This window comes from Actinomadura sp. B10D3, from assembly GCF_039871695.1.
In the GTDB taxonomy this organism is placed as follows: domain Bacteria; phylum Actinomycetota; class Actinomycetes; order Streptosporangiales; family Streptosporangiaceae; genus Spirillospora; species Spirillospora madurae.
The window spans coordinates 55518-75955 of record NZ_JBDPLY010000015.1 but is presented as its reverse complement, the minus strand read 5'-3'; the positions used below and the strand labels follow the sequence as shown (position 1 = coordinate 75955).

Annotated in this window: 17 protein-coding genes; 12 read left to right on the top strand and 5 right to left on the bottom strand. The window is 70.1% G+C overall.

What is annotated here, in order from left to right; translation table 11 throughout:
* Nucleotides 1–23 precede the first annotated feature (23 nt).
* Nucleotides 24–1718 carry a hypothetical protein gene (locus tag ABGB11_RS22670; protein WP_347635851.1) on the top strand — a complete coding sequence of 565 codons (1695 nt, stop codon included), beginning with the start codon at nt 24–26 and terminating at the stop codon, nt 1716–1718.
* Here ABGB11_RS22670 and ABGB11_RS22665 read toward each other — a convergent pair.
* On the bottom strand, nt 1713–2627 hold the full coding sequence (locus tag ABGB11_RS22665; RefSeq protein WP_347635849.1) for a dioxygenase: 915 nt from the start codon (nt 2625–2627) through the stop codon (nt 1713–1715). The two genes, ABGB11_RS22670 and ABGB11_RS22665, sit on opposite strands and share 6 nt — an antisense overlap.
* Nucleotides 2628–2681: 54 nt before the next feature.
* Entirely contained in the window at nt 2682–3305 is a 624-nt protein-coding gene (locus tag ABGB11_RS22660) for an FAD-dependent monooxygenase (RefSeq protein ID WP_347635848.1), read from the bottom strand.
* A 197-nt stretch (nt 3306–3502) separates the two neighbouring features.
* On the opposite strand from ABGB11_RS22660, the gene ABGB11_RS22655 reads away from it, so the two are divergent.
* From ABGB11_RS22655 to ABGB11_RS22645, 3 genes are all read left to right on the top strand, one after another.
* Entirely contained in the window at nt 3503–4864 is a 1362-nt protein-coding gene (locus tag ABGB11_RS22655) for a M20/M25/M40 family metallo-hydrolase (protein WP_347635847.1), read from the top strand.
* Nucleotides 4865–5102: 238 nt separating this feature from the next.
* Nucleotides 5103–6038: a DUF5829 family protein gene (locus tag ABGB11_RS22650; RefSeq protein WP_347635845.1), complete on the top strand. Its 936-nt coding sequence runs from the start codon at nt 5103–5105 to the stop codon at nt 6036–6038.
* A gap of 163 nt (nt 6039–6201) precedes the next feature.
* Entirely contained in the window at nt 6202–6327 is a 126-nt protein-coding gene (locus ABGB11_RS22645; RefSeq protein ID WP_347635844.1) for a hypothetical protein, read from the top strand.
* 165 nt (nt 6328–6492) lie between these two features.
* Here the strand turns inward: ABGB11_RS22645 and ABGB11_RS22640 are convergent, their stop codons facing one another.
* From ABGB11_RS22640 to ABGB11_RS22630, 3 genes are all read right to left on the bottom strand, one after another.
* Nucleotides 6493–6933, bottom strand: coding sequence for a nitroreductase family deazaflavin-dependent oxidoreductase (locus ABGB11_RS22640; RefSeq protein ID WP_347635843.1), 441 nt, complete (start codon nt 6931–6933; stop codon nt 6493–6495).
* Nucleotides 6934–7343: 410 nt separating this feature from the next.
* Complete coding sequence (locus ABGB11_RS22635; RefSeq protein WP_347635842.1) at nt 7344–8273, bottom strand: sigma-70 family RNA polymerase sigma factor; 930 nt, start codon at nt 8271–8273, stop codon at nt 7344–7346.
* A gap of 399 nt (nt 8274–8672) precedes the next feature.
* A complete protein-coding gene (locus tag ABGB11_RS22630) occupies nt 8673–9575 on the bottom strand; it encodes a hypothetical protein (protein ID WP_347635841.1) in 903 nt (300 codons plus the stop codon).
* Nucleotides 9576–10085: 510 nt separating this feature from the next.
* On the opposite strand from ABGB11_RS22630, the gene ABGB11_RS22625 reads away from it, so the two are divergent.
* The 8 genes from ABGB11_RS22625 to ABGB11_RS22590 all read left to right on the top strand — a co-directional run bounded on the left by ABGB11_RS22625 (nt 10086) and on the right by ABGB11_RS22590 (nt 20413).
* Nucleotides 10086–10844 carry a hypothetical protein gene (locus ABGB11_RS22625; RefSeq protein WP_347635840.1) on the top strand — a complete coding sequence of 253 codons (759 nt, stop codon included), beginning with the start codon at nt 10086–10088 and terminating at the stop codon, nt 10842–10844.
* 258 nt (nt 10845–11102) lie between these two features.
* Complete coding sequence (locus ABGB11_RS22620) at nt 11103–13184, top strand: serine/threonine-protein kinase (RefSeq protein ID WP_347635838.1); 2082 nt, start codon at nt 11103–11105, stop codon at nt 13182–13184.
* 11 nt (nt 13185–13195) lie between these two features.
* Nucleotides 13196–14599: a PQQ-binding-like beta-propeller repeat protein gene (locus tag ABGB11_RS22615; RefSeq protein WP_347635837.1), complete on the top strand. Its 1404-nt coding sequence runs from the start codon at nt 13196–13198 to the stop codon at nt 14597–14599.
* 2 nt (nt 14600–14601) lie between these two features.
* On the top strand, nt 14602–16800 hold the full coding sequence (locus ABGB11_RS22610) for a PQQ-binding-like beta-propeller repeat protein (RefSeq protein ID WP_347635836.1): 2199 nt from the start codon (nt 14602–14604) through the stop codon (nt 16798–16800).
* Complete coding sequence (locus tag ABGB11_RS22605) at nt 16745–17506, top strand: DUF6668 family protein (RefSeq protein WP_347635834.1); 762 nt, start codon at nt 16745–16747, stop codon at nt 17504–17506. The genes ABGB11_RS22610 and ABGB11_RS22605 overlap by 56 nt, the downstream gene beginning before the upstream one ends.
* Nucleotides 17499–17813, top strand: coding sequence for a hypothetical protein (locus ABGB11_RS22600; protein ID WP_347635833.1), 315 nt, complete (start codon nt 17499–17501; stop codon nt 17811–17813). Before ABGB11_RS22605 ends, ABGB11_RS22600 begins: the two co-directional genes overlap by 8 nt.
* Nucleotides 17814–17863: 50 nt before the next feature.
* The gene (locus ABGB11_RS22595) at nt 17864–18895 is read left to right on the top strand and encodes a hypothetical protein (protein ID WP_347635832.1); all 1032 of its coding nucleotides are present in this window, start codon (nt 17864–17866) and stop codon (nt 18893–18895) included.
* A 69-nt stretch (nt 18896–18964) separates the two neighbouring features.
* Nucleotides 18965–20413: a hypothetical protein gene (locus ABGB11_RS22590; protein WP_347635830.1), complete on the top strand. Its 1449-nt coding sequence runs from the start codon at nt 18965–18967 to the stop codon at nt 20411–20413.
* Nucleotides 20414–20438 lie beyond the last annotated feature (25 nt).

Genomic DNA, 20438 nt, shown 5'->3' with positions numbered 1-20438 from the left:
ACAATGCGAGCGGAGGTGTCCCGGTGCGAATTGCGGACCGCGAACACTACGCCCGCCTCCTGCGGCTGGCGTATCTGGTACTCGACGACGGCGACGCCCCGCTCATGCGCGCCCGCCGCGCCGCGGCCGGCGCCGCCCGGGGGCGTCCCGGCGGGTATCCGGCCATGCGGGCGCGGCTCGTCGGAATCCTGCTCACCGACCCGCCACCGGCCGGGCACCGGCCGCACCGCCTGCTCTTCGAGCCGGCGCGGATCTCGCCGGGGCCGGTCCGGGCGGCGTTGCAGGAGCTGACGCCGTACGAGCGGCTCGCCTACCTGCTCCACCGCGACGGCCTCACCGCACCCGAGGTCGCCGCCGAGCTGCGCGCCCACACCCACGCCGACTTCGAGAGCGTGGACCGGGCCACCGCCGCCGTGGACGGCCGGACGCGGCTGGACGAGGCCGCGCAGCGGGCCGAGATCGAGGCGTTCGAGCCCGACCTCGTCCGGCTCCGGCCACCGCGCACCGTCTCCCGCGGCGCCGTGGCGGCCGTGGTCGCCGTCGTGCTGCTCGCGGTCGCCGCGGTGGTCCTCACCCGCCCGGACGAGAAGCCGGGCGCGCCGTCCGTGGTCGACCCGCGCGCGTGGCAGGCCACCGGAACGCCGACCATCCACGAGTGGCCGGCCCAGGGCGGGTTGCGGCACGACACCGCGCTGCTGCGCCGGGCCGCCGCCGCGTGGCGCGCCGACCGCCGCGACCCGCCGCACGGCCGCGTCGTCCTGCTGTACGCGGGGACCGTGGACGGCTCCTCCCTCGTCGTCCTGCGCGACTCCCCCGGCCTGGGGGACCCGCCCAGTGTGGCGCAGTACTTCGAGCGGCGCCTGTCGCGCGGTGTGGAGTCGGTCCGCAGGCTCGGGACGGGCGCGGGGCAGCTGATCATGCTGGGCATGACGTGGCGCTACCTCGTCCCGCCGTGGATGGGGGAGCTGCGGGCGGCGGTGCCCTCCGAGCGGTCCGCGGACTGGGTGCCGGTGGCGGTCCACGACGGCCTGAGCGATCCGCTGCCGTGGCGCTGGTTCACGCCGCGCTGCCAGAACTACGTGGCGTTCCAGCTGACCTACCGGCCGGCCGGCGGCGGGGAGGCGCGGACGATCACGCAGCTGGCCTCGCACGACCCGCGGTCCGCGGCGCCGCTGGTGTGGTTCCGCGATCCGCCCGAGCGCAGGGACCGGTTCCGCTGGGCGGCGCTGCACGCCCTGGCCTGCGAGGGCGCGGCGACGCTGACCGAGTCGGGCGACCTGAAGCTCGGCCACCTGTGGAGCGGCGCGCTGCCCGACGGCGGCGGCCCGGCGATGCTGCTGACCGTGGACTCCTCCCTCCAGCAGGGCGTCTCCGGCACCTCGATCCTGATCTCCGGCACCGGGCGGGCGCTGTCCGAACGGGGCCGGACCAACAGCGCCGCCGTCTCCTCCGCCGGGACGATGGCCGCCGCCCTGTGGTGGCGCTCGTCCCGCCGCTGGCACCTGGTCGCCGCGGCGGGCCCGAACGTCGCGCGGCTCAAGACGGTCGGCGAGCTCGGCGCCCACGACACGAAGGCGACCCGGCCGGGGGAGACGCCCCTGCTGACCGTGCCGGGCCCGCGCGTCGGGGAGACGCCCGCCGAGACGACCCACCTCCCGATCGTCCAGGTCGTGGCCTACGAGCACGACGGCGACCGCACGACCGTCAGCCCGTCATGAGACGGCCGGTCGCCGCGAACTACGGGGCGGCGGGGCGAGGACGATGTCGAACCGGACCCTCGACCAGGTGCCGTCGACGGCGCGGCCGTCCGGGGTGGGGGTGCCGGCCGGCAGCCGCTCGAAGTCCTTGACCAGCGACTCCTTGACGCCGAAGACGGCGTCGGAGTCGAGCAGCTCGTCGCCGCGGACGAAGATGTGGGTGACGAGCGTGCGGTGGCCGTCGGCGATCACCATGAAGTGCAGGTGGGAGGCGCGCATGGGCGACCGGCCGACCGCGTCGAGCATCGCCCCCACCGGCCCGTCGTGGGGGATGGGGTAGGAGGTCGGGGTGATCGCCCAGAACCGGTACTCGCCGTCCGGGCCGGTGAACAGGTGGGCCCGCCCGGCGGTGCGGCCGTCGCCGTACTGGACGTCGTAGCGGCCCGTGTCGTCGGCCTCCCACACCTCGATCCGGGCGCCGGGGACGGGCTCGCCGTCGATGCCGCGGACCGTCCCCTCCACCCAGCACGGCTCGCCGGGCGCGCCGCCGCCGATGTCGCCGCCCGGCTCGATCCGGGGCGCGTCCTCGACGAAGAACGGCCCGAACACGGTCGCCTCGGTGGCGTCGCCGCGGGCCCGGTCGTTGATCGTGATCGTCTGCATGGACGCGCCCAGGATGTCGGAGAGCAGGATGAACTCCTGCCGGTCGCCGCCGGTCATGTGCCCGACGCCGGTGAGGAACTCGACGGCCTTCCGCCATTCCCCTTCGGTGAGGCGTACCTCGCGCAGGTAGGCGTGCAGATGGCGCACCAGCGCCTGCATCAGCTCCTTGAGGCGGGGATCGGCGCAGTCGTCGAACGAGCGCAGCACCCGTCCGAGAAGCTCCTCTTCGCGGCGTGCCTGCTCGGTCGCGGTGTCGCCGTGGGTCATCGGGCTCGGCTCCTTCCCAGGCCGCCCGCGGGAGGACGGTCGGCTCGTCAGCGGTCACAAGGCATGGATACCCGGTGCGTCGTCGGGGTCGTATCCGTAGATCCAGCCGTTGGCGGCGAGCGGGTCCGCCTCCGCGAAGGAGGCGTCGCGGAGGCGCTGCTCGGGGCCGTCCGGCAGGTGGTTGACGTGCGCCCGGCCGTGGCTGGCCTCCTGGAGCCGGGTGGTGCGGGGGATGCGCAGCTCCTCGTAGCGGCGCAGGGCCCGGGACGGGGCGTCGAGGTCTTCGGCGAGGCACCGGGCGAGGACGGCGGCGTCCTCGACGGCCTGGGCCGCCCCCCGCGCGAAGAAGGGGAACTTCGGATGCGCGGCGTCCCCCAGCAGGGTGATCGGGCCCCGGCTCCAGCGCCGCAGCGGCGCGCGGTCGAGCAGGGCCCACCGGCCGGGGGTCCCGCCCGCCCGGATGAGGTCGGTGAGGCGCGGGTTGCAGCCCTCGAACTCGGCCAGGAACTCCCGCACCGTCGCGGTCGCCGTCCATGACTCGACGGCATCGCCCGCGGGGGCGAACGCGACGAGGTTGACCAGCCGCCCGGCCGAGACGGGGTAGTGCACCAGGTGGTGGCCGGGCCCGATCCACAGCGTCTGGGCGCGGCGCCTGGCGAAGTCCGGGGCGCGGTCCATGCCGATGTGTCCGTGAGCGGCGTTCCTTGCTGATCTTGATCACGGTCCGGTTGCGGATCGACAAGGCGTTCTTGTCGGGCTCGCGGTCATTACGTAGTTTCGCGTCAAACGGGGGCATGGTTCGTTGTCTCGCCGCCGTCTGCCGCCATCGAGACCCGAGGCCGGCGGGCGCGGCCCGTATCCCTTGAGGAGACGCCATGTCCGAGGTCAAGCGCCGTGATCTGCTGGCGGGAGCCGCGGCCTTCGCCGGTTTCGCGACCGTCGGCCTGCTCCCCGGCACCGCCGCCGCCGCGACCCGGCAGCGCCCCGGTGCCCTGCTCCGCCCCTCGCTCACGCCCGGCGACAAGGCCGTGGTCGGCCGCGTCGACGTCCGCCGGGCGATGCGCCACCTGAGAGTGCTCAGCGACGGGATCGGCTGGCGCATCTCCGGCACCCCGTCCGAGCACCGCGCCGCCCGCTACATCGCCGGGTACCTGCGCGAACTCGGCTACAAGGTCACGCTGCAGCCCTTCCCGGTCGCCGACAAGTACCTGGCGGAGATCCGCGCCCGGGGCGAGCGGCTCTGGCAGTGCAGCGCCTCCCCGCAGGGCGCCGTCGCCTCCGTGTCCGGGACGGTGGTGGACGCGGGCAAGGTCACGGAGGTCCCCGCCGGCGCGCGCGGCAAGCTGGTGCTGTTCGACCGCGTCTCCGGCCAGGAGACCGCGCAGGCCAAGGCCGCCGCGGACGCGGGCGCCACGGCGGCGCTCATCGTCAACGCGCGCTCGGAGACCTACCCCGAGCGCAAGCCCGGCGCGTTCGTCCCGAACCTGTCGGAGGAGGTCGGGATCCCGGTGCTGGGCCTCGCCGAGTACCACGGCGAGCGGATCCGCGCGGGCGCCAAGCGGCTGTCCTTCAAGGTCACCCACCACACCGGGCTGACCTCGTACAACGTCCTGGCCGAGCGGAAGGCGACGCTGCCGAACCCCGAGGGCAAGGCCGTCATCGTCAGCGCGCACTACGACAGCGTCCCCGGCTCCCCGGGCGCCAACGACGACGGCAGCGGAACCGTCCTGTGCCTGGAGCTGGCGCGCGTCCTGAAGAAGCTGCCCACCCAGCAGGCGATTCGCGTTTGCCTGTGGGGCTCGGAGGAGTCCGGCCTGGTCGGCGCGCGGCACTACGTGAAACAGCTCGACGAGGCGGGCGTCAAGCAGATCACCGGCTGCTTCCAGAACGACATGGTCGCCACCAGCCACCCGCCCGCGGGAACGTACTGGCTGCTGTCGGTGGACGGCGCGGACAACACCACGACGGCCGCGGTCAACGCCGCCGCGCGCCGCCTCGGCTACGCCGACCAGGCCAAGGGCCCCACCGCCCGCGGCTCCAGCGACCACGAGGCCTTCTACGAGCGCGGCATCGCGGCGGGCAACTTCAGCTGGCGCGGCGGCGAGGCGCCCAGCCAGCTGGAACCGATCTACCACACGCCCGAGGACACGATCGCCCTGAACATCAGCCCCGAACGGCTCCAGGTCTCCCTCGAACTGATCGGCTGCGCCGTGTACGACGTGGCACGCCGCAAGTAGCGCCGGAGAGCGGGTGAAGGTCGGCCGGAGGCAGGGGCGAACGAGGCTCCTGCTCCGTCCGACCATCGCCAGAATACCCCGAACTAGGCAAAACTGTCACCAGAAGCCGACCGCTCGCCGACGCCGGAGAAAGGTCGGGGCGGTGACCTGCATGATCTTGAAATAGGGACGATCCCGGCCGTTCCAGAGTGCGGAGGGCCCCGGTTCGTGATCTTGGTCGCGCCTTAAGATCATTTTCATGTTGATACGCCGAGCAGTACGGACGATCACGACGCTCACCGCCGCTCTCGCCGTGACCTTAGGCGGGACGGCCGGCGGTGGAGCCGGGGCGGCCCGCGCCGACGAGGCCCGGCCGCGGCTGCTGTTCTACAACCACTCCTACGCGGTGCTCGACAAGACGACCGCGGACGCCGTGGAGCACTCCACCTACCTGCGGGCGTTCGCCAACTTCGAGGTCCGCACCACCACCGGCGGCGGCCTGACCTGGAAGGGCCGCTACCTGAAAGGCCGCGAGACCTACATCGAGTTCTTCAGCGAGGGAGACCTGCCCGGCCAGGACGCCCTCTTCGGCTCGTCCGGGCTGGCCCTGTCCGTCGAGAACCAGGGCGAGCTGGCGACCGTGACCGACCGGCTGAAGGCGCAGGGGATCACCGACCCCTTCGAGTACGACCAGACCCGCGACTTCGGCGACGGTGTCCCGGTGCCGTGGTTCGACACCGTCCGCACCACCGGACAGCAGTACGACGCCTTCGACCCCTGGGCGATGGAGTACCGGCCGGAGTACTTCGCCGACCCGCGCAGCCAGACCGAGCCCGCGAGCCACGAGGGAGACGTCGGCCGGGAACGCTACCTGCCCGACGACTACCGCGATCACCAGATGCGCGACATCACCGCGATCGAGCTCGCCGTCCCCGAGCGCGACCTGACCAACACGGTGCCGCTGCTGAAGGCCGGCGGCTTCACGCTCCGCACCCTCCCGGACGGCGTCGTCGCGGTGAGCGGCGGGACGAGGATCGAACTCCACGGCGTCCCGCGCGAGCGGGCGGGTCTGCGGCGGGTCGAGATGTCCCTCAACCGGCCCATGACCGCCCGGCACACCGAGCGGATCGGCAACTCCACCCTCGTCGCAGGCCCCGGCGCCCGCGCCGTGTGGACCTTCGACAGCCCGAGGTAGTTCCACCCCCGGCCCGGGCCGGTCCACCCGCGGGCCGATCCGGGCCGGAACCATGATCGTCCGAATAGGGTGAGCCCCATGCATTGACGCGGACCCGCCCCTCGGGCACCTCCACCACCTCCTTCGTTGACGGCATTCACCTTGGACGAAGGAGGTTCTTTCCGTGACCAGGTCGATCAACATCGACGTCCCGGACGCATTCGCCGCGTCGTACGGCGCGCACGGCGCCGAGGCGCGCGCATGGATCGCCGACCTGCCCCGGCTGGGCGGCGACCCAAGGACCTGGTGACAGCCCTGGGGCGGAAGAGCATCGACTATCTCGAAAGGCTCGACTGAACCGCGAATTGCGACATGCTGAAGCCCTGCCAGGCAGGGGCCAAAGGCAACATCAAGGTTTGCATGGGCGGTCTGATGGGCGAGTACATACCCGAATCCATCGCCGCGGCGTTTCAGGTCATGTACCGGCTTTCTCGACGAGCCGGAAGACCGGATGGGCGGCTGCCTCGTCGACGAAACGGTCGACAGGATCGTCAGGCCGGACGTCGAAGTAGGGTCGCGTGACCGGTACGGCGCGGACATAGTCACGCAAAACCGGTCCGCTCTCCTGGGCGTCGCATACGATCAACGCGGCGGTCCAACTGCGGCGGCCTCGGCGGAGCGTGACCTCCCCGGCCGCCCGTGCGTTGCGAACCCAGGACACCTCTCCGTACGGCGCGACCAGCCAGCTTTGCCCGTCGCGTTCGAGCAACCGGACGGGAGTGGTGTAAAGCCGACCAGTGCTACGGCCTCGTACCGTGAGAAGCGCGTAGTTCCCAGCCATCAGGCCCGAGCCCACCAGCCGTTTGACGACCGCATTGACAAGCCGCCGCATCGTGCCTAGCTGATACGTTTTCATATCCGCTGCCTCTACCTCCGAGCGCCGAGTCCACCGACCCGCATCCCATAGAAAGAATTAAGTCTACGGCAGCCACGCTCGGCCCAGGACATTGCTATCCGCGTTAGCGCTCAACCGGTGTGCCGACCGCTGGCACACGACAAGCGTCAGGCGCCCTCCTCACACTGCCGTCCCGGTTACGGCACCCCCCAATCGGGCCGTTGCTCGCCGGGACCTTCATGAATTGGCACCGCGCTCACGACACCCTGACCGGCCGACCTGCCTCGCCACGCCCCACTGGGACCCGGCAGGCCGCTTCCGTTCCGGTTTCGTCATCATCACAGCAGTCGTCAACTCGACCGCGCTCCAGCCCAGCGGGTTCGACCCGGTCCCTGCAATGACCCTGGGCGAACCGGTCACGTCCAAGTTCCTCAAAGGTCTGCCGTCCTGCTTCGCTGCGTATCGCCCGCGTCGTCCGGCGTGGTGTCCGTGATGGCCTCGGCGAGTTTCGCGAGTGCCTTCCGCTCGATCAGGCGGACGCCTTCGCCGGACAGCCCGAGATCCTGGCCGATGATGCGCAGCGATTGCTCCGGTTCGCCGTTGAGGCCGAACCGCCTGGCCAGCACGTACCGTTCGCGTGGTTGGAGTTTCGACAAGCTTTGGTCGACGGCGCTGAGGTCGAGACGGAAGAGCACTCTGTCCTCGATCGACGGAGAGGAGTCGGCGAGGCGGTCCTCCCACAGGTCACCGTCGTCCCCAGCGGGGAGGCTCAGCGTTTCCAGGAGCGGCGGGCTCAGAACACGGTGCACCTGAGCCTCGGTCACACCGGCTCGCTTGGCGACCTCGGCGTAATCCGCCCGGCCGTACGGTCCCGCCTCCTCAAGACAGGCGCGCTCGGCGGCCAGGATGGCCGGCCGTTTCTCGAAGTCCCCGAAATTGAGATTGGGATGGTCGGCGTCCCGCACTGCGCGCAGCACCTCTCGCTGGATGGGTTTGAAGGCCCAGTTGGCGAAGGACCCCCGGGCGGGGTCGTATGAGGAGATCGCACAGAGCAATCCCACTTTGCCGGCGCTCTCGAAGTCCTCGACCTGTGCGCTCGGCCCGGAGGTGAACATGGCGACATACCCTTGGACGAGCCCGAAATTCGCCTCGATGATCTCGCTCATGACATCCTCCAAGTCGCGCTCGGCCTGGCGCATCGCCGATTCGAATTGGATTTCGGGCTCGCCGACGGCCACCATGGCGCGCAAAGCGGCCAGCCGATCCAAGGTCTCCTGCCGTCGCGCGAACAGCTGGTTGTTGCGGGTGCGGAAGTCCCTGGCCGCTGGACGTGCCTCCGGGGCCGTCTGCATGATGCTCATCCGTCTCCCTCGTCACGACGGAGGGTGTTCCAGGCGGCCGGGAATTGCGGGTGCTCAGTTTGGGAAGCCGTGTGTCATCAACGCCCTGAGAAATTGGGCGTTGCCCGTTCTGGGCAGGGTTCAATAGCCGCAAACGCCGCTTGAGAATGCCCTGTTAGTTTCCTGCCGCGCAGATTTCGCGGCCCGACGTGGAGAGAATGACATGGCGATACTCGCTACCGCTTCTGGAAGGTTCCAGGGTGGTGCGGCTGCGCCGGCACATGCCCTCATGAGGAGCTCGCGGCGTCCCCTGGAGGTCGAGGTCCAGGGCTCGGCCTCAACGAGGGACGGTGGCCGCCGCCGTGGTTGCTCCCGGGCTGATCGTGCCGACGATCGCCGGTCCTCGAACGGATCTCTCGGTCATGGCAGCAGGCTGACCTTGTCCGGCGCCGCGGACGGGCCGGAGACGGCGAGCCTCAAAGCCGCTCGGATCGGCCGCTCCGGGTTGGCGATGAGGGCGGCGACCTGGCCTTCGGCCGCCATCTCCTCGGCCACCTGGCCAGGACGGACGCCGACGACGAAGTCGGCCTCCAGCGGTGTGGCGGCCGTGACGCAGCCCCGGGGCAGGGTCGCGTAGGAGCCCAGGTAGATCCGGCTGCCCGCGGGGATCAGGGACGCGAGGGCGCGCACCACGATCCGCGCGGCGGGACCGGTCACGGTGATCGCGCGCATGTGCCGCATCGCCAGCTCGACCTGGGAGATCTGGTCGTCGGCCATGATGCCGCCGGCGAGGAGCCAGCTCGCGTCCGGACCCGCGCCCCCGTCGCGGCTCACGATGACGGCGGTACCGACGTGGGACACGACGGCCCCCACATACGACCGCGCCCCCTTGAACGCCTCGACGGCCCGCTGCGCGGTGGCGAGGTCGGGGAAACCGGGGACAGGCCGCATGCCGTCCCTGCCGCAGACCGTCACGTCGGTGCCGTGGATGTGCAACTCGTCGATGTGCGTGTCCCGCCACAACTCGCCGAGCAGGTGGAAGCCGCTCAGAACGTCGTAGACGCGGCGCGCCATCGCCTCGTCCCCGTCGGTGTACCGCGTGAGGACGTCGGTCCAGAGCTCGTAGATGCGGGGTTGCAGCGATCGGGCGATCCGGTCTGCGGTGAGCCAGCCCGGTTCGGCCGAGGGCGGGACGGTCGACTCCGAGGCGACGCCGGACTGATCTGTCGCGGGCCGCCGGGGAGCCTGGAGGGGAATCTCTATCGGTGCTTGCAGTCGATTCGGTTCACTTGGCCGTCCCTGCGCCTTCACACTGACCTGCATTGAGAACTGTGTCGTGGCATGGCGTGACGTGGAAGCCGAGTGGGTCGTGGAGCGGCCGGGAGCCTTCGCTTGCGGCTGTCCTGGTTCTGGGGCGGCCACCCCAGGGGTTTGAGCGGCTGCCGTCCCGTCGGTTCCGCCGGCGGTTTCTCCACCTGGTTGCTGCGCGGCCGGCCGGCCCTGCGTTGCCGACCCCTCGCTGCCGCCCACCACGGATGCTTCGGATGCCTTGTCTGGTGCCATCGCTGTAGCGTCCTCAGAGTCCTGGTTGGCGTCTGGTCACCGGACGGCCAGACCCCCTCTACACCTGACAGTGCGGACGAGCGCGCCTACCACCAGCACGCGCCGCGGAATTGATCACTCGGATTCAGCGGGCCCCGGCGACGGCGGCCTTCTCCATCGTCGGCTTTGTGGCAGGTCCCAGCCTTTTAGACGCGGGGTCCAAAGCGCGCGTAATGTAAGCTTCATGCCGACACGACCTGCGCAAACCTGGTAGCTCCATGAGGTGACGGCATGCCGGGCATCTTGGTACATCTGCCATCGGACTCGCGGCATGGCGCGGTACGCAAGGAGCTCGAACCGGGCGAAAGTCTGAGTTTCGGGCGGGGAGCCCCCGGTCTCGCGGTGGGTCTCCGCTTGGACAATCCCACGGTGCCGCGTCTGGCGGGCGAGATTCTCGCGGTCGAAGACCACTGGCGGGTGAGCAACTTCAGCAACGACCACACCTATGTCGTCGAGAACCCGGAAGGTGCCGGAGAGTATCTGAGAGTCTCTCCGCGTCGCGCCTCTTTCCCAGTTCCTTTCGAATTCTCCCGGGTCGTGTTCTCCACGCGGGGTGAAACCGCATCGTTCCAGGTCTACGCACCGCAACACCTCTATGTGGAGACCGCCGACATCGAGCTGTCCCAAATAGAGGGAAGCACGACCATATCGGCTTTCTCGCTTGGCCAGGAAACGACCTACTTCCTGGTTCTGGTGGCGCTCTGCGAACCCCGCCTGCGGGGTGACTCCTTCACGGCCATCCCCACATCACGCCAGGTCGCGGAGCGCTTGAGCGGGTTGCCCGGCCGCAGCCCCACGCTCCGTGCGGTCAACTTCCACATCGACTATCTCGCCGAGCAGAAATTGCGGGTCAAGGAACCCGTGGAGGAAGAGAGGCTGGACGGCAAACGCACGGCGGTGGTGGATGTGGCCTTGCGTTTCGGGCTGGTTCAGGAAGAACACCTCGCCCTCCTGCCCCCTCCTCGTTCCTCTCGTCCGTCCGACATATGACACGCGAAGGCGCACAGGCGGGGTGGCACCGGGTGAAATGCTGTATGTCCGATTTCTTTGGGACGTTATCTGTGATCGGCGCCCATCTGTGGAAACACCTGCATTCCGTGCGGTGACCGGCGGCTCGCGGTACTCTGCGGTGCCGGATGCCAATCCGTCTCGTGGGCGCCGGCCATTTTCGGCGCGATCATGACCTTGCACGAGACCGGGGCTCGTGTGCGGAGGAGAGCACGACCGTCAGCTGAGCCGGAGGACAGGATGCAGCCGTTGCGCGCGGACGATCCGGTGCGTATCGCCGGATACCGCCTGGTCGGGCGGCTGGGGGCGGGGAGCATGGGACGCGTTTTCCTGGGACGCGCCCCGTCCGGCGACCTGGTCGCGGTGAAGGTCGTCCACACGCGGTTCGCGAGCCGCCAGGACCGCCGCGACCGCTTCCTCCGGGAGATCTCCGCCGTCCGCGGCATCGATCCCGCCTACGTCGCGCCGGTGCTGGATCACGATGCGGACGCGGCCGAGCCCTGGCTGGCCACCGCGTACCTGCCCGGCCTCAACCTGCGCCAGGCGGTGGAGGCGCACGGCCCGCTGCCGGCGGAATCGGTGCGCACCCTGGGCGCGGCGCTGGCCGACGGGCTGGTCGCCATCCACGGGGCGGGGGTGCTGCACCGCGACCTCAAGCCGTCGAACCTGGTGCTCACCCCCGACGGGCCGAAGGTGGTGGACTTCGGCATCGCCCGCCCTGACGGCGCCGACACGATCACGATGCCCGGCTCGCTGCTCGGCACACCCGGCTACATCCCGCCCGAGCGGATCCGCGACCGGGACTCGACCCGCGCCGGCGATGTGTTCGCGCTCGGCGCCCTGCTCGTCTACGCGGCCACAGGGGGAGGTCCGTTCGGCGCCGGCTCGGCGCAGGCACTGCTCTACCGCACGCAGTTCGAGGAGCCACGGCTCGACAAGCTGCACGCCGCCCTGGAAAGCGATCCGGAACTCGTCGGGATCATCGAAGGGTGTCTCGCCCGCGATCCCCGGCGACGTCCCACCGCCGTGGAACTGGCCGGACGGTTCGCCGGGACGCCCGGTGGATCGGGAACCCGGTGGCTGCCCGACGACGTGGCCGCGAGCGTCACCCGGCTGGGTGAGGAGACGCCCACCGGCCCCGCATCGCCGGACACCCCGCACGGCCGCCGGACCGTTCTCGCGATCGGCCTGGTCGCGACGGTCGCGGTGGGCCTTGGACCGTCGGCGCGGGAAAGACCCCGGGCCGTGGCGCGCCGACCGGCCGATGGCCGAACGCCCCTGTGGATGTATCGCAGCCCTGACGGCGAGAACAGGCACTGGTTCATCAGGCCCACCGTGGCGGGAAACGTCGTCTACCTCAGCTCCACCAAGGGGGTCCACGCGCTCAGTTGCTCGCGGGGCGAGCTGCTGTGGACGGCCAATCAGGGCAGGCCGGTGTATTCGGGTGTCGCGGTGATGGCCGCGTCGGAGGCCGATCCACGCGGCTCGGGGACGGTCCTGTTCAGCGACCGGTTTCTGCGCGCTGTCCAGGCCTCCGACGGCTCACCCGTCAGCGGATGGAAGGAGCCGGGCCTCGGCTTCACCGGTGTCCCGGCCGTCATCGGCGAGCAGGTCTGCCTGTGTGACAGCGTCGGATACCTGACCGCCTACGACGGCGCCACCGGCCTGAAGCGCTGGAGGCTGCGGCTGCCCCTCTCCGGCCGCGACGGCGGAACCGACCTGTCCGAGGCAGACTCGTCCGGGGCAGCCGCGTCCGGAGCCGATTGGTCCGGAGCGGAGCCCGGCCTCGATCCGGTCGTCGCGGGAGGCCGCGTCTACGTCGCGCCCGGCGGCCTGTTCGCGGTCGATACGGCGACCCGGACCGTGAAATGGCGGTTCGACGAGGCCGACGCCGCTCCGGTCGTCCACGGTGGCCTGGTCTACAGCGCGGGTGCCCACCACGTGCACGCCCTGGACGCCGCGACCGGCGCCGTGCGATGGAGCCGCGACGTCGGCGGCCAGGTCACCGGTGGCGTGACCGTCGCGGACGGGCTGACGTTCGCCGGTGATGCGTCCGGCCGCCTGCACGTCCTGGACGCCGCGACGGGACGTCCGCGCTGGCGGTTCGACACCGACGGTCCGCTGCGCGCCGCGCCTTCCGCGGCCGCGGGAACCGTCTACGCGGCCGCGGACCATGATCGTCTCTACGCGATCGGGACGTCGGACGGGAGGCTGCGCTGGAGCCATCCGCTGGGGCGCCAGACCAAGGTCCACGCGCGGTTGTGGCACGACCGCGTGCTGGTATGCGTCGACCGCACGCGCCTTTGCGCGTTCCCCCTGTGAGGACCGGCGCGATGCCCCCGAAAGGAGCGGGACTGAGCCGGCGCCAGGCGGTCGCGGGCCTGGCCGGAGCCGCGCTGGCGGGAGGCGCGGCCGCCTGGCCCTGGACCGACGGGACGAAGCCGGTACCGGCCGCCCCCGCCGCGAACGGCCCGTTGCTGTGGACGGCCGACGTGGAGTTCGCGGACGGCGCCTTCTTCGGGCCCGTCACCCCGGCCGGCCTGCTGGTCATCGAGCGGCCGTTCGCCGTGCAGGGGCGACAGGGGACGCGAGCGACGGCCCTGTCCTGCCTGGACGTGGCGACCGGCCGCCGGCTGTGGTCGGTGCCGTTCGCGCCGTCGCTGGGGACCCTCCGGCAGGTGGCCGTCACCGGTTCGATCGTCCTGGTCCGCACGGAAGGAGCACTGCAGGCGCGGGAACATCGCACGGGACGCCCGATCTGGCGCCACGACCGCCCCACGACCAATCTGGGCAAGCCGATGGTCCTGGGAGTCGGGGGCCTGGTTCTCGACATCACCGAGAACGAGAGCGGGACGGAGTTCACCCCACCGTTCGCCGTGGAGGCGTACGAACCCCGCGGCGGACGGTTGCGCTGGTCGACGACCGTCCAGCCGCGGGTGTGGACGCCGAAGCCGACGATCTACGCCGAGGGGACGCTGTTCGGCGCCGCCGTCACGAGTGCGCCCGGTGCCGGCCAGACGGCGTTCCTCTACGCCGTGGACGCCGCCACCGGCCGGCAGCGGTGGTGGCGTGCGCTCAAGCGGGATCTGGAACAGACGCCCGCGATGACGCTGGCCCATGCCAGAGGCTCCGTCTTCGTCTCGCTGGACGGCGGCCTCCTCATCGCCGTGGACGCCTCCACCGGCGCCATCCGCTGGAGCACCCGGGTCGATCTGGACGGTCGTGGCGGTCGTCCTCCCCAAGGCGCAGACGTTCCCGTAACCGCTGGAACCACCGTCTACCTGTGCTGCGCCGACGGCGCCCTGCGCGCGTTCGACATGCGCGACGGCCGACGCCGTTGGGAATTCGCAATGGACGAGGAGCCCTCCAGCATGAAGAGCGTCCCCGCCCGGCCTCGTCCGATCGTCACCGGTGATCTGGTGTACGTCACGAGCCTCGGCACCGCGGCGACCGGCTTCAAAGGCGCCATGCACGTTCTCGGCGCCGACGATGGGAAGCCGCGTTGGCGGCGTCCCGCGTACAACTCCCATGGAGGCCCGTTGATGGGACGGGGCGTGTTGTACCTGTCGGACGGAGCGTCCGTCACCGCTTATGACGCGGCCACCGGAAACGTCCGCCTCCGCCTGGACCGCAGGGCGCTCGACCAGGCGGGAAGCAGGACCGAGATGGTCACCGACGGCGCTCGGCTCTTCGTTCTCGCCAGGGCCCAGGTCCTCGCGCTCTCCATGGGGAGCTGACGTTGGAGCCGCTGTTGCCCGGTGACCCGGAGCGGATCGGCGGATACAGGTGCGTCGCCCGCCTCGGGTCCGGCGGCATGGGGGAGGTGTTCCTCGTCCAAGCCGACACCGGTGCACCGGCCGCACTGAAACTCATCCATCCCGACCTCGCCGACGACCCGGGATTCCGTGCCCGCTTCGCGCGGGAAGTCGGTGCGATGCGCAAAGTGACCGGCCCGTACACGGCGGCCCTGCTCGACGCCGGAGACACTCCCCGGCCATGGCTGGCCACGTCCTACCTTCCCGGCCTTTCGCTGCAGGAGGCCGTCACACGGCATGGACCGCTGAGCGTCGAAGCCACACGGCGCCTCGGGGCCGCCCTCGCCGAGGCGCTCGCCTCCATCCACGGTGCGGGGGTGGTCCACCGGGATCTCAAGCCCGGCAACATCATGCTGACCGGTGACGGCCCGCGCGTCGTGGACTTCGGTCTCGCCGGCGTCCACGACCTCACCGGTACGGACGGGACGTTCGCCGGCACACCCGCGTACATGGCACCGGAACGCTGGTCCGGAGGCCCGGCCGCTCCTCCGGCCGACGTCTTCGCTCTCGGCGGAGTCCTGGTGTTCTGCCGTACGGGCGCGCCGCCGCGGCACGACCTCGTCGATCGGGACCTCACCCAGGATCTTCCTCACGATGACCAGGGGCTCGGAGCGGTGATCGAGGCCTGCCTCGCCACCGACCCCTCGCAGCGTCCCAGCACGGAGCAGGTGGCCTCCGCGCTTTCCCCCGGAGCGACGGGCACGGACTGGCTGCCCCCGGCGCTGGCTCACGAGATCGCCGAGCGGACCACCATGAGCCTCGGCCTCACCGCGCCGTCCCCCGGCGGGGCAGGGCCTGCCCGTCGACGCGTGCTGGCGCAGATCGGCGCGATGGGCGCTGTGGCATTGGCGAGCGCGGGGGCCGTACGCGCGCTGCCGGGCAAGACGTCCGCGGCGCCCGTCCTATGGACCGCCCGCGCGACCGTGGTGACCGGCTCCGAACTCGGGCCCGAGTTGCACGGCCGGCTGCTCTTCCTCGATCGCACCGTCGTCACGGACTCGGGACCGGCGCGCCTGGATCTGTGCTGCCTGGACGCGACGGGACGCTACCGGTGGCGGCGTCCCCTCCCGCCGTTCGAGCGGCAAACCGGCGGGGTGGTCGCCGCGCTCGGGAGCGTGTGGGTTCGCAGCGGCCGTGAAACGCTCGTCGTGGATCCTGGTACCGGCCTGGTGCGCCGGTCGTGGCGGCGCGCCTTCCCCGGATTGGGCCCGGCCGTGGCCTACGGCGACGCCTTGGCGTACGACCTCGCCGCCGGCACGAACTCCCGGGAGGGCGGCACGGTGTACGCGCACGAGCCGCGCTCTGGCCGCATCGTCTGGGAACGTCGCATCGACGGGAGGCCGGTGAGCCCGCTCACCGTGGCCGGGAACACGGTCTACGTCGTCAGCGCCTCAGCAACGGGACGGTGGGAACGCGTCCACGCCCTGGATTCCGCGACCGGGTCCGTGCGCTGGACGTCCGATCACGATGACGACGTGATCCGGTTGAAGTCGATCGCGCCGCGCTACACCGACGCGACCCTTTGCGTGGCGGACGGCACGGTCTACGTCTCGGTCGAAGGCCGCACTATTCACGCCTTGGACGCCCGCACGGGTGCGGCTCGCTGGCAGGCCCGTCCGCAGCTCGTCGCCGACGATTTCAGGCCGGAACCGTACCCGACCGCGGCGTTCCCCGTCGTGCATGGGGACGCACTGTTCCTGCTCACCGGGGACGGCATGCTGCGCGCCTTCGACAGGCAGGACGGCCGTCAGCGATGGAGCGCCGCCACGGGAGCTGATCCGTTCGCCGTGGGCACCTTCCGGCACCGCTTCACGCCGCCTGTCGCGCGAGGGCTGGTCTTCGTGCACGGGGCGGACACCGTTCGCGCGTTGCGGGCCAAGGACGGCCGGGTCCGCTGGGAACAGGAAACCGACCCGTCCGCGGGCGAGCCCGTCCTGGCGGGTGGGGCTTTGCACATCCCCGGCAGGGCGCAGGTCACATCGCACGCCCTGACCGACGGCCAGGTCATGCGGCGACTCGATCTGCGCCGTCTCCACCGGCCGCCCACCGCCCTGGCAGCCGGGCGGAATGTCCTGTACGTCCTCGCAGGCATGGACACCCTCCTCGCCGTCGACCTGGCCTGAGCCGCCGCTTCCCCTCACGTACGCAATCCCGCCTCGCTCAACGCTTGGGATTCGCAACGCCCTGTGGACCGTCCCCTGTAGGGAGGTCGAAGACCTCCTTCGACAGCCGAACTCTTCGGGGAAGGGGGCCACACACATGACAATGGTGCACGCCGCCGAGCAGACGAGCGGCCTGACGCGGCCTCTCCACGCGCGTCCCGTCGTACCGGCCGGTTCGGCACCGCCTCCCACGAGCCCGCTGGGTCTTGCCGGTTACGCAGGCCCCGGCCCCGGCGTCTGGTTCTCCTCGTGCCACGGAGGAGCCGGCACTTCCACTCTGGCCGTCCTCATCCCCCGGGCCATGAGCGCCGGGCGGTACTGGCCGGTGCCCGAGCCGCCGGGCGAAGCCCGCGTGCTGCTCGTCGCGCGCACCAATGCCTCCGGCCTCATCGCGGCCCAGGCCGCCGCCCGCCAGTGGGCGGCCGGCGTGCTGCCGGGCGTCCGGCTGCTCGGACTGGTGGCGGTCGCCGACGCCCCCGGGAAGCTGCCGAAGCCGCTGAAGGATCTGCTGCGCCTCATTTCCGGAGGCGTTCCCCAGCTCTGGGAACTTCCGTGGGTGGAGGCCCTCCGCCTCGGTGACCCCCCGACGCAGGTCAGGTTGCCGTCGCCCTACGCGCGGCTGACCCAAGACCTCAATCGCATGATCTCGGAGGACTCACATGCTTGACGCGATGATCACGTGGACGAGTGACCTGGTGCACTTCGTGACCGCCCTGGGGCCGGTTCCGAATCCGGGGAAGGGGCAGGAACCGCCGTTCGGCAACGAGATCGAGACGCTGCTCAAGTGGGGGCTGTGGGGCGCCCTCTTCTGTTGTGTGGCGGGCTTCATCGTCATCGGTGCTCGGATGGGCATCCAGCACAAGCGGGGCGAGGCGGGAGGGCACATGGGGAGCATGGCCATCGTGGGATTCGCCACCGTGCTCATCATGACCGCCTACTCGATCGTCGAAAAACTTGCCGGATCCGCAGGCTGATGTCGCCCCGGTACGACCCGGCACGATGTCAGGGACGTTGCGAGCCAAAAATGCCGCTGCATCATCGCATGCGCGTCCTTTCTGCTGCACTTTTGGTGCTGGGTCTTGCCTGGACCGGTATCGGTTTTTTCGGTGCCTCTGCCTGGGGGGCCGCCGGCAGTGTCTCGGGCTGGTCCGGTTCGCTGGAACGGTCCGCGGCGTTCGGTCGTGTGACGGCCGTCGGGCTTGCCGCCCCGAGTCCCGTCGACTGGGACGAGAAGGACGAAGAGCTCAACACCGTCGACGGCGACCCCGGCGCGGACCTCCAATGGGACAAGAAGACCGGTCGGGTGCGGGTGTGCGACCGGGAGGAGGACGGCCACCTTGCCCGCGGTGTCGTCTCCGCGGGCGGGAGAGTGTTGATCGGGAAAAAAGAGCTGCGGGCGGCCGGAAAAGGGCATTGCAACGAGGCGAAAATCCCGAACTACAAGCCCGGCAAGAAATACTCCTTCACGGTCTGCCTGCGTCGAAGCGATGACCATCCAGACGGTTATTGCAACATGAGTGACAACAAGAAATGGCCCACCGCGGAACGGGAGCGGGATCATTGTCTCAAGGTCTGGCAGAAGACCTATCAGCGGGGCGATGAGGGCGAGGGGCCGACGGTCAAATGCGTGGGCGGGGTGGATGAGTACTGCCGCGACTTCGCAGGAACGGGAAACGCCCTCAACTGGGAGGACAAGTGTGTCAAAGATCTCAAGAAGAAACTAGAGAAAAAGATACTCGCGCCGCCCAAGGGTAAGCGGAAGCCCGACAAGTACTTCATCACGCACCGGCCCGATGCCGAGATGCCGCGCGGTAACGCGAAGAAGGTCGACAAAGTCACCGAACCTGTGGGGCCCGTACTCGGCTGGTTGGTGTGGAGCGCCCTGGGCGGGTGCGTGCTGGGTTTCATCGTGGTCGGCGGAAGAATGGCCATCAGGCATAGGAGGGGGGAGTTCGGTGGGCTGGCCGGTGAACTCGGCTGGGTGTTCTTCGCCTGCGTCATCGCAGGCTCCGGGTTCGCCGTCGTGCTGATCTCCCTTCTGGTCGACCCGCTTTGAGTCAACGGTCTATCGTGCCTGAATGAAGAGTCATCATGACTCTTGATTCGGGCAGTTTTGGGGCTGCTTGTGGAAGAACTACTTGACGAGGCATGGGGCTGGCTCGTCGACAAACTCAAAGACTGGGCGCTGTCGACTTTCGAGACCTTCCTGCTGTGGTGGATGAGTGACACCGCGTACTACGCGCGGATGACCGGCGAGAAGGGCGGTGTACTCTACTCGCTTCGCGAGCACCTCAACTGGCTGATCGCGGTGATGGCGTTCGCCGGCTTCATGGTCGCGGCCTTCCGGATGGCCGTCCAGCGCAAAGGTGAACCTATGCGGGCGGCACTCTCGCATTTTGTCGAGCTGGCCGTGATCGTCCTCACCCTGGCCACCGCGGTGAATCTGGTGAATATCGCGTCGGACAGGTATTCCGCGTGGATCATCCAGGACATGATGCCGAAAGGCGGATTGGCCGAAAAGTGGGATGCGGGCGTGGGCGTGCTCGAAATGCATGAAAACGATGCGAACTTCATCGTTGCCTGCTTCTCGCTGTGTGCGGCACTGTCGACGGTGATCCAGTTCGGGTTGATGCTCTTCCGGAGTGGTGTGCTGATTCTTCTGGTGGGGATCCTTCCCGCGGTGGCCGCTTCGAGGTTCACCTCGTATGGAGATGCGGCCTACCGGAAGTGCATCCACTGGTTGATCTCGTTTGTGTTGTTCAAGCCGGTCGTCGCAACGATCTACGCTGCGGCCTTGAAGTTGCTGGTGTCCGACAACGAGGCGGATCGTCTTTTCGGTATGGCTCTGATCGCCGGGGCGGTGTTCGCGCTGCCGGCGACGATGCGCGCGGTGATGCCGGGAGTCGCGGAGAACAACGCCTTCTTCGGCATTCGCCAGGTCGGCCACTTCACCTTCGGTGGCACCGCGGTGAACGTCGGGAAACGCACCGGCTTGTGGACGGGGCTCACGGGCATCGGCGGCGGTCCCAGCGGCGGGGCGGCCAAGAGCAGCGGCGCTCCTGTCGTGATGATCGAGGAAGTTCCGGTCATCAGAGGCGGTGGCGGTGGCGGCAGTGGCAGCGGTAGTGGAGGCGGCGGTGGCGCCCCCAGTGATGGCGGCCCGACCGGTGCTTCAGAGGGCGCCGGCGCTCCCGACGACGGCGGCCCGACCGGGAGCCCGAGCGGCTCCGGCGGCACCCCCGGCGGCACCCCCGGCGGCACCCCCGGCAAAGCTCCCGGTGGTGCTCCCGAAACGAGCCTGAGCGGCGCGGACATCCTTCCGAACGGCGCGGACACCATTCCGAGCGGCACGCCGGGGGCCAACTATGTCGCTCGTGCCGTTGAGGCGGCGGGTCGGGCGTCCGATCGGGCCTTCGCAGGCGCCTCCGGCGCTGCGGATCGGGCCTACACAGGTGCCTCTGACGCTGCCAATCGGCGTCTGAAAGGTGCCACCGGTTCGGGCGGTCCTTCCGGATCGGGTGGGGGTACCGGAGGGTCCACCCCGTCTGGTGGTGGCCCGAGCGGAAGCGTCTGAGCGGTGACGAATTGAGTGGTGTTGG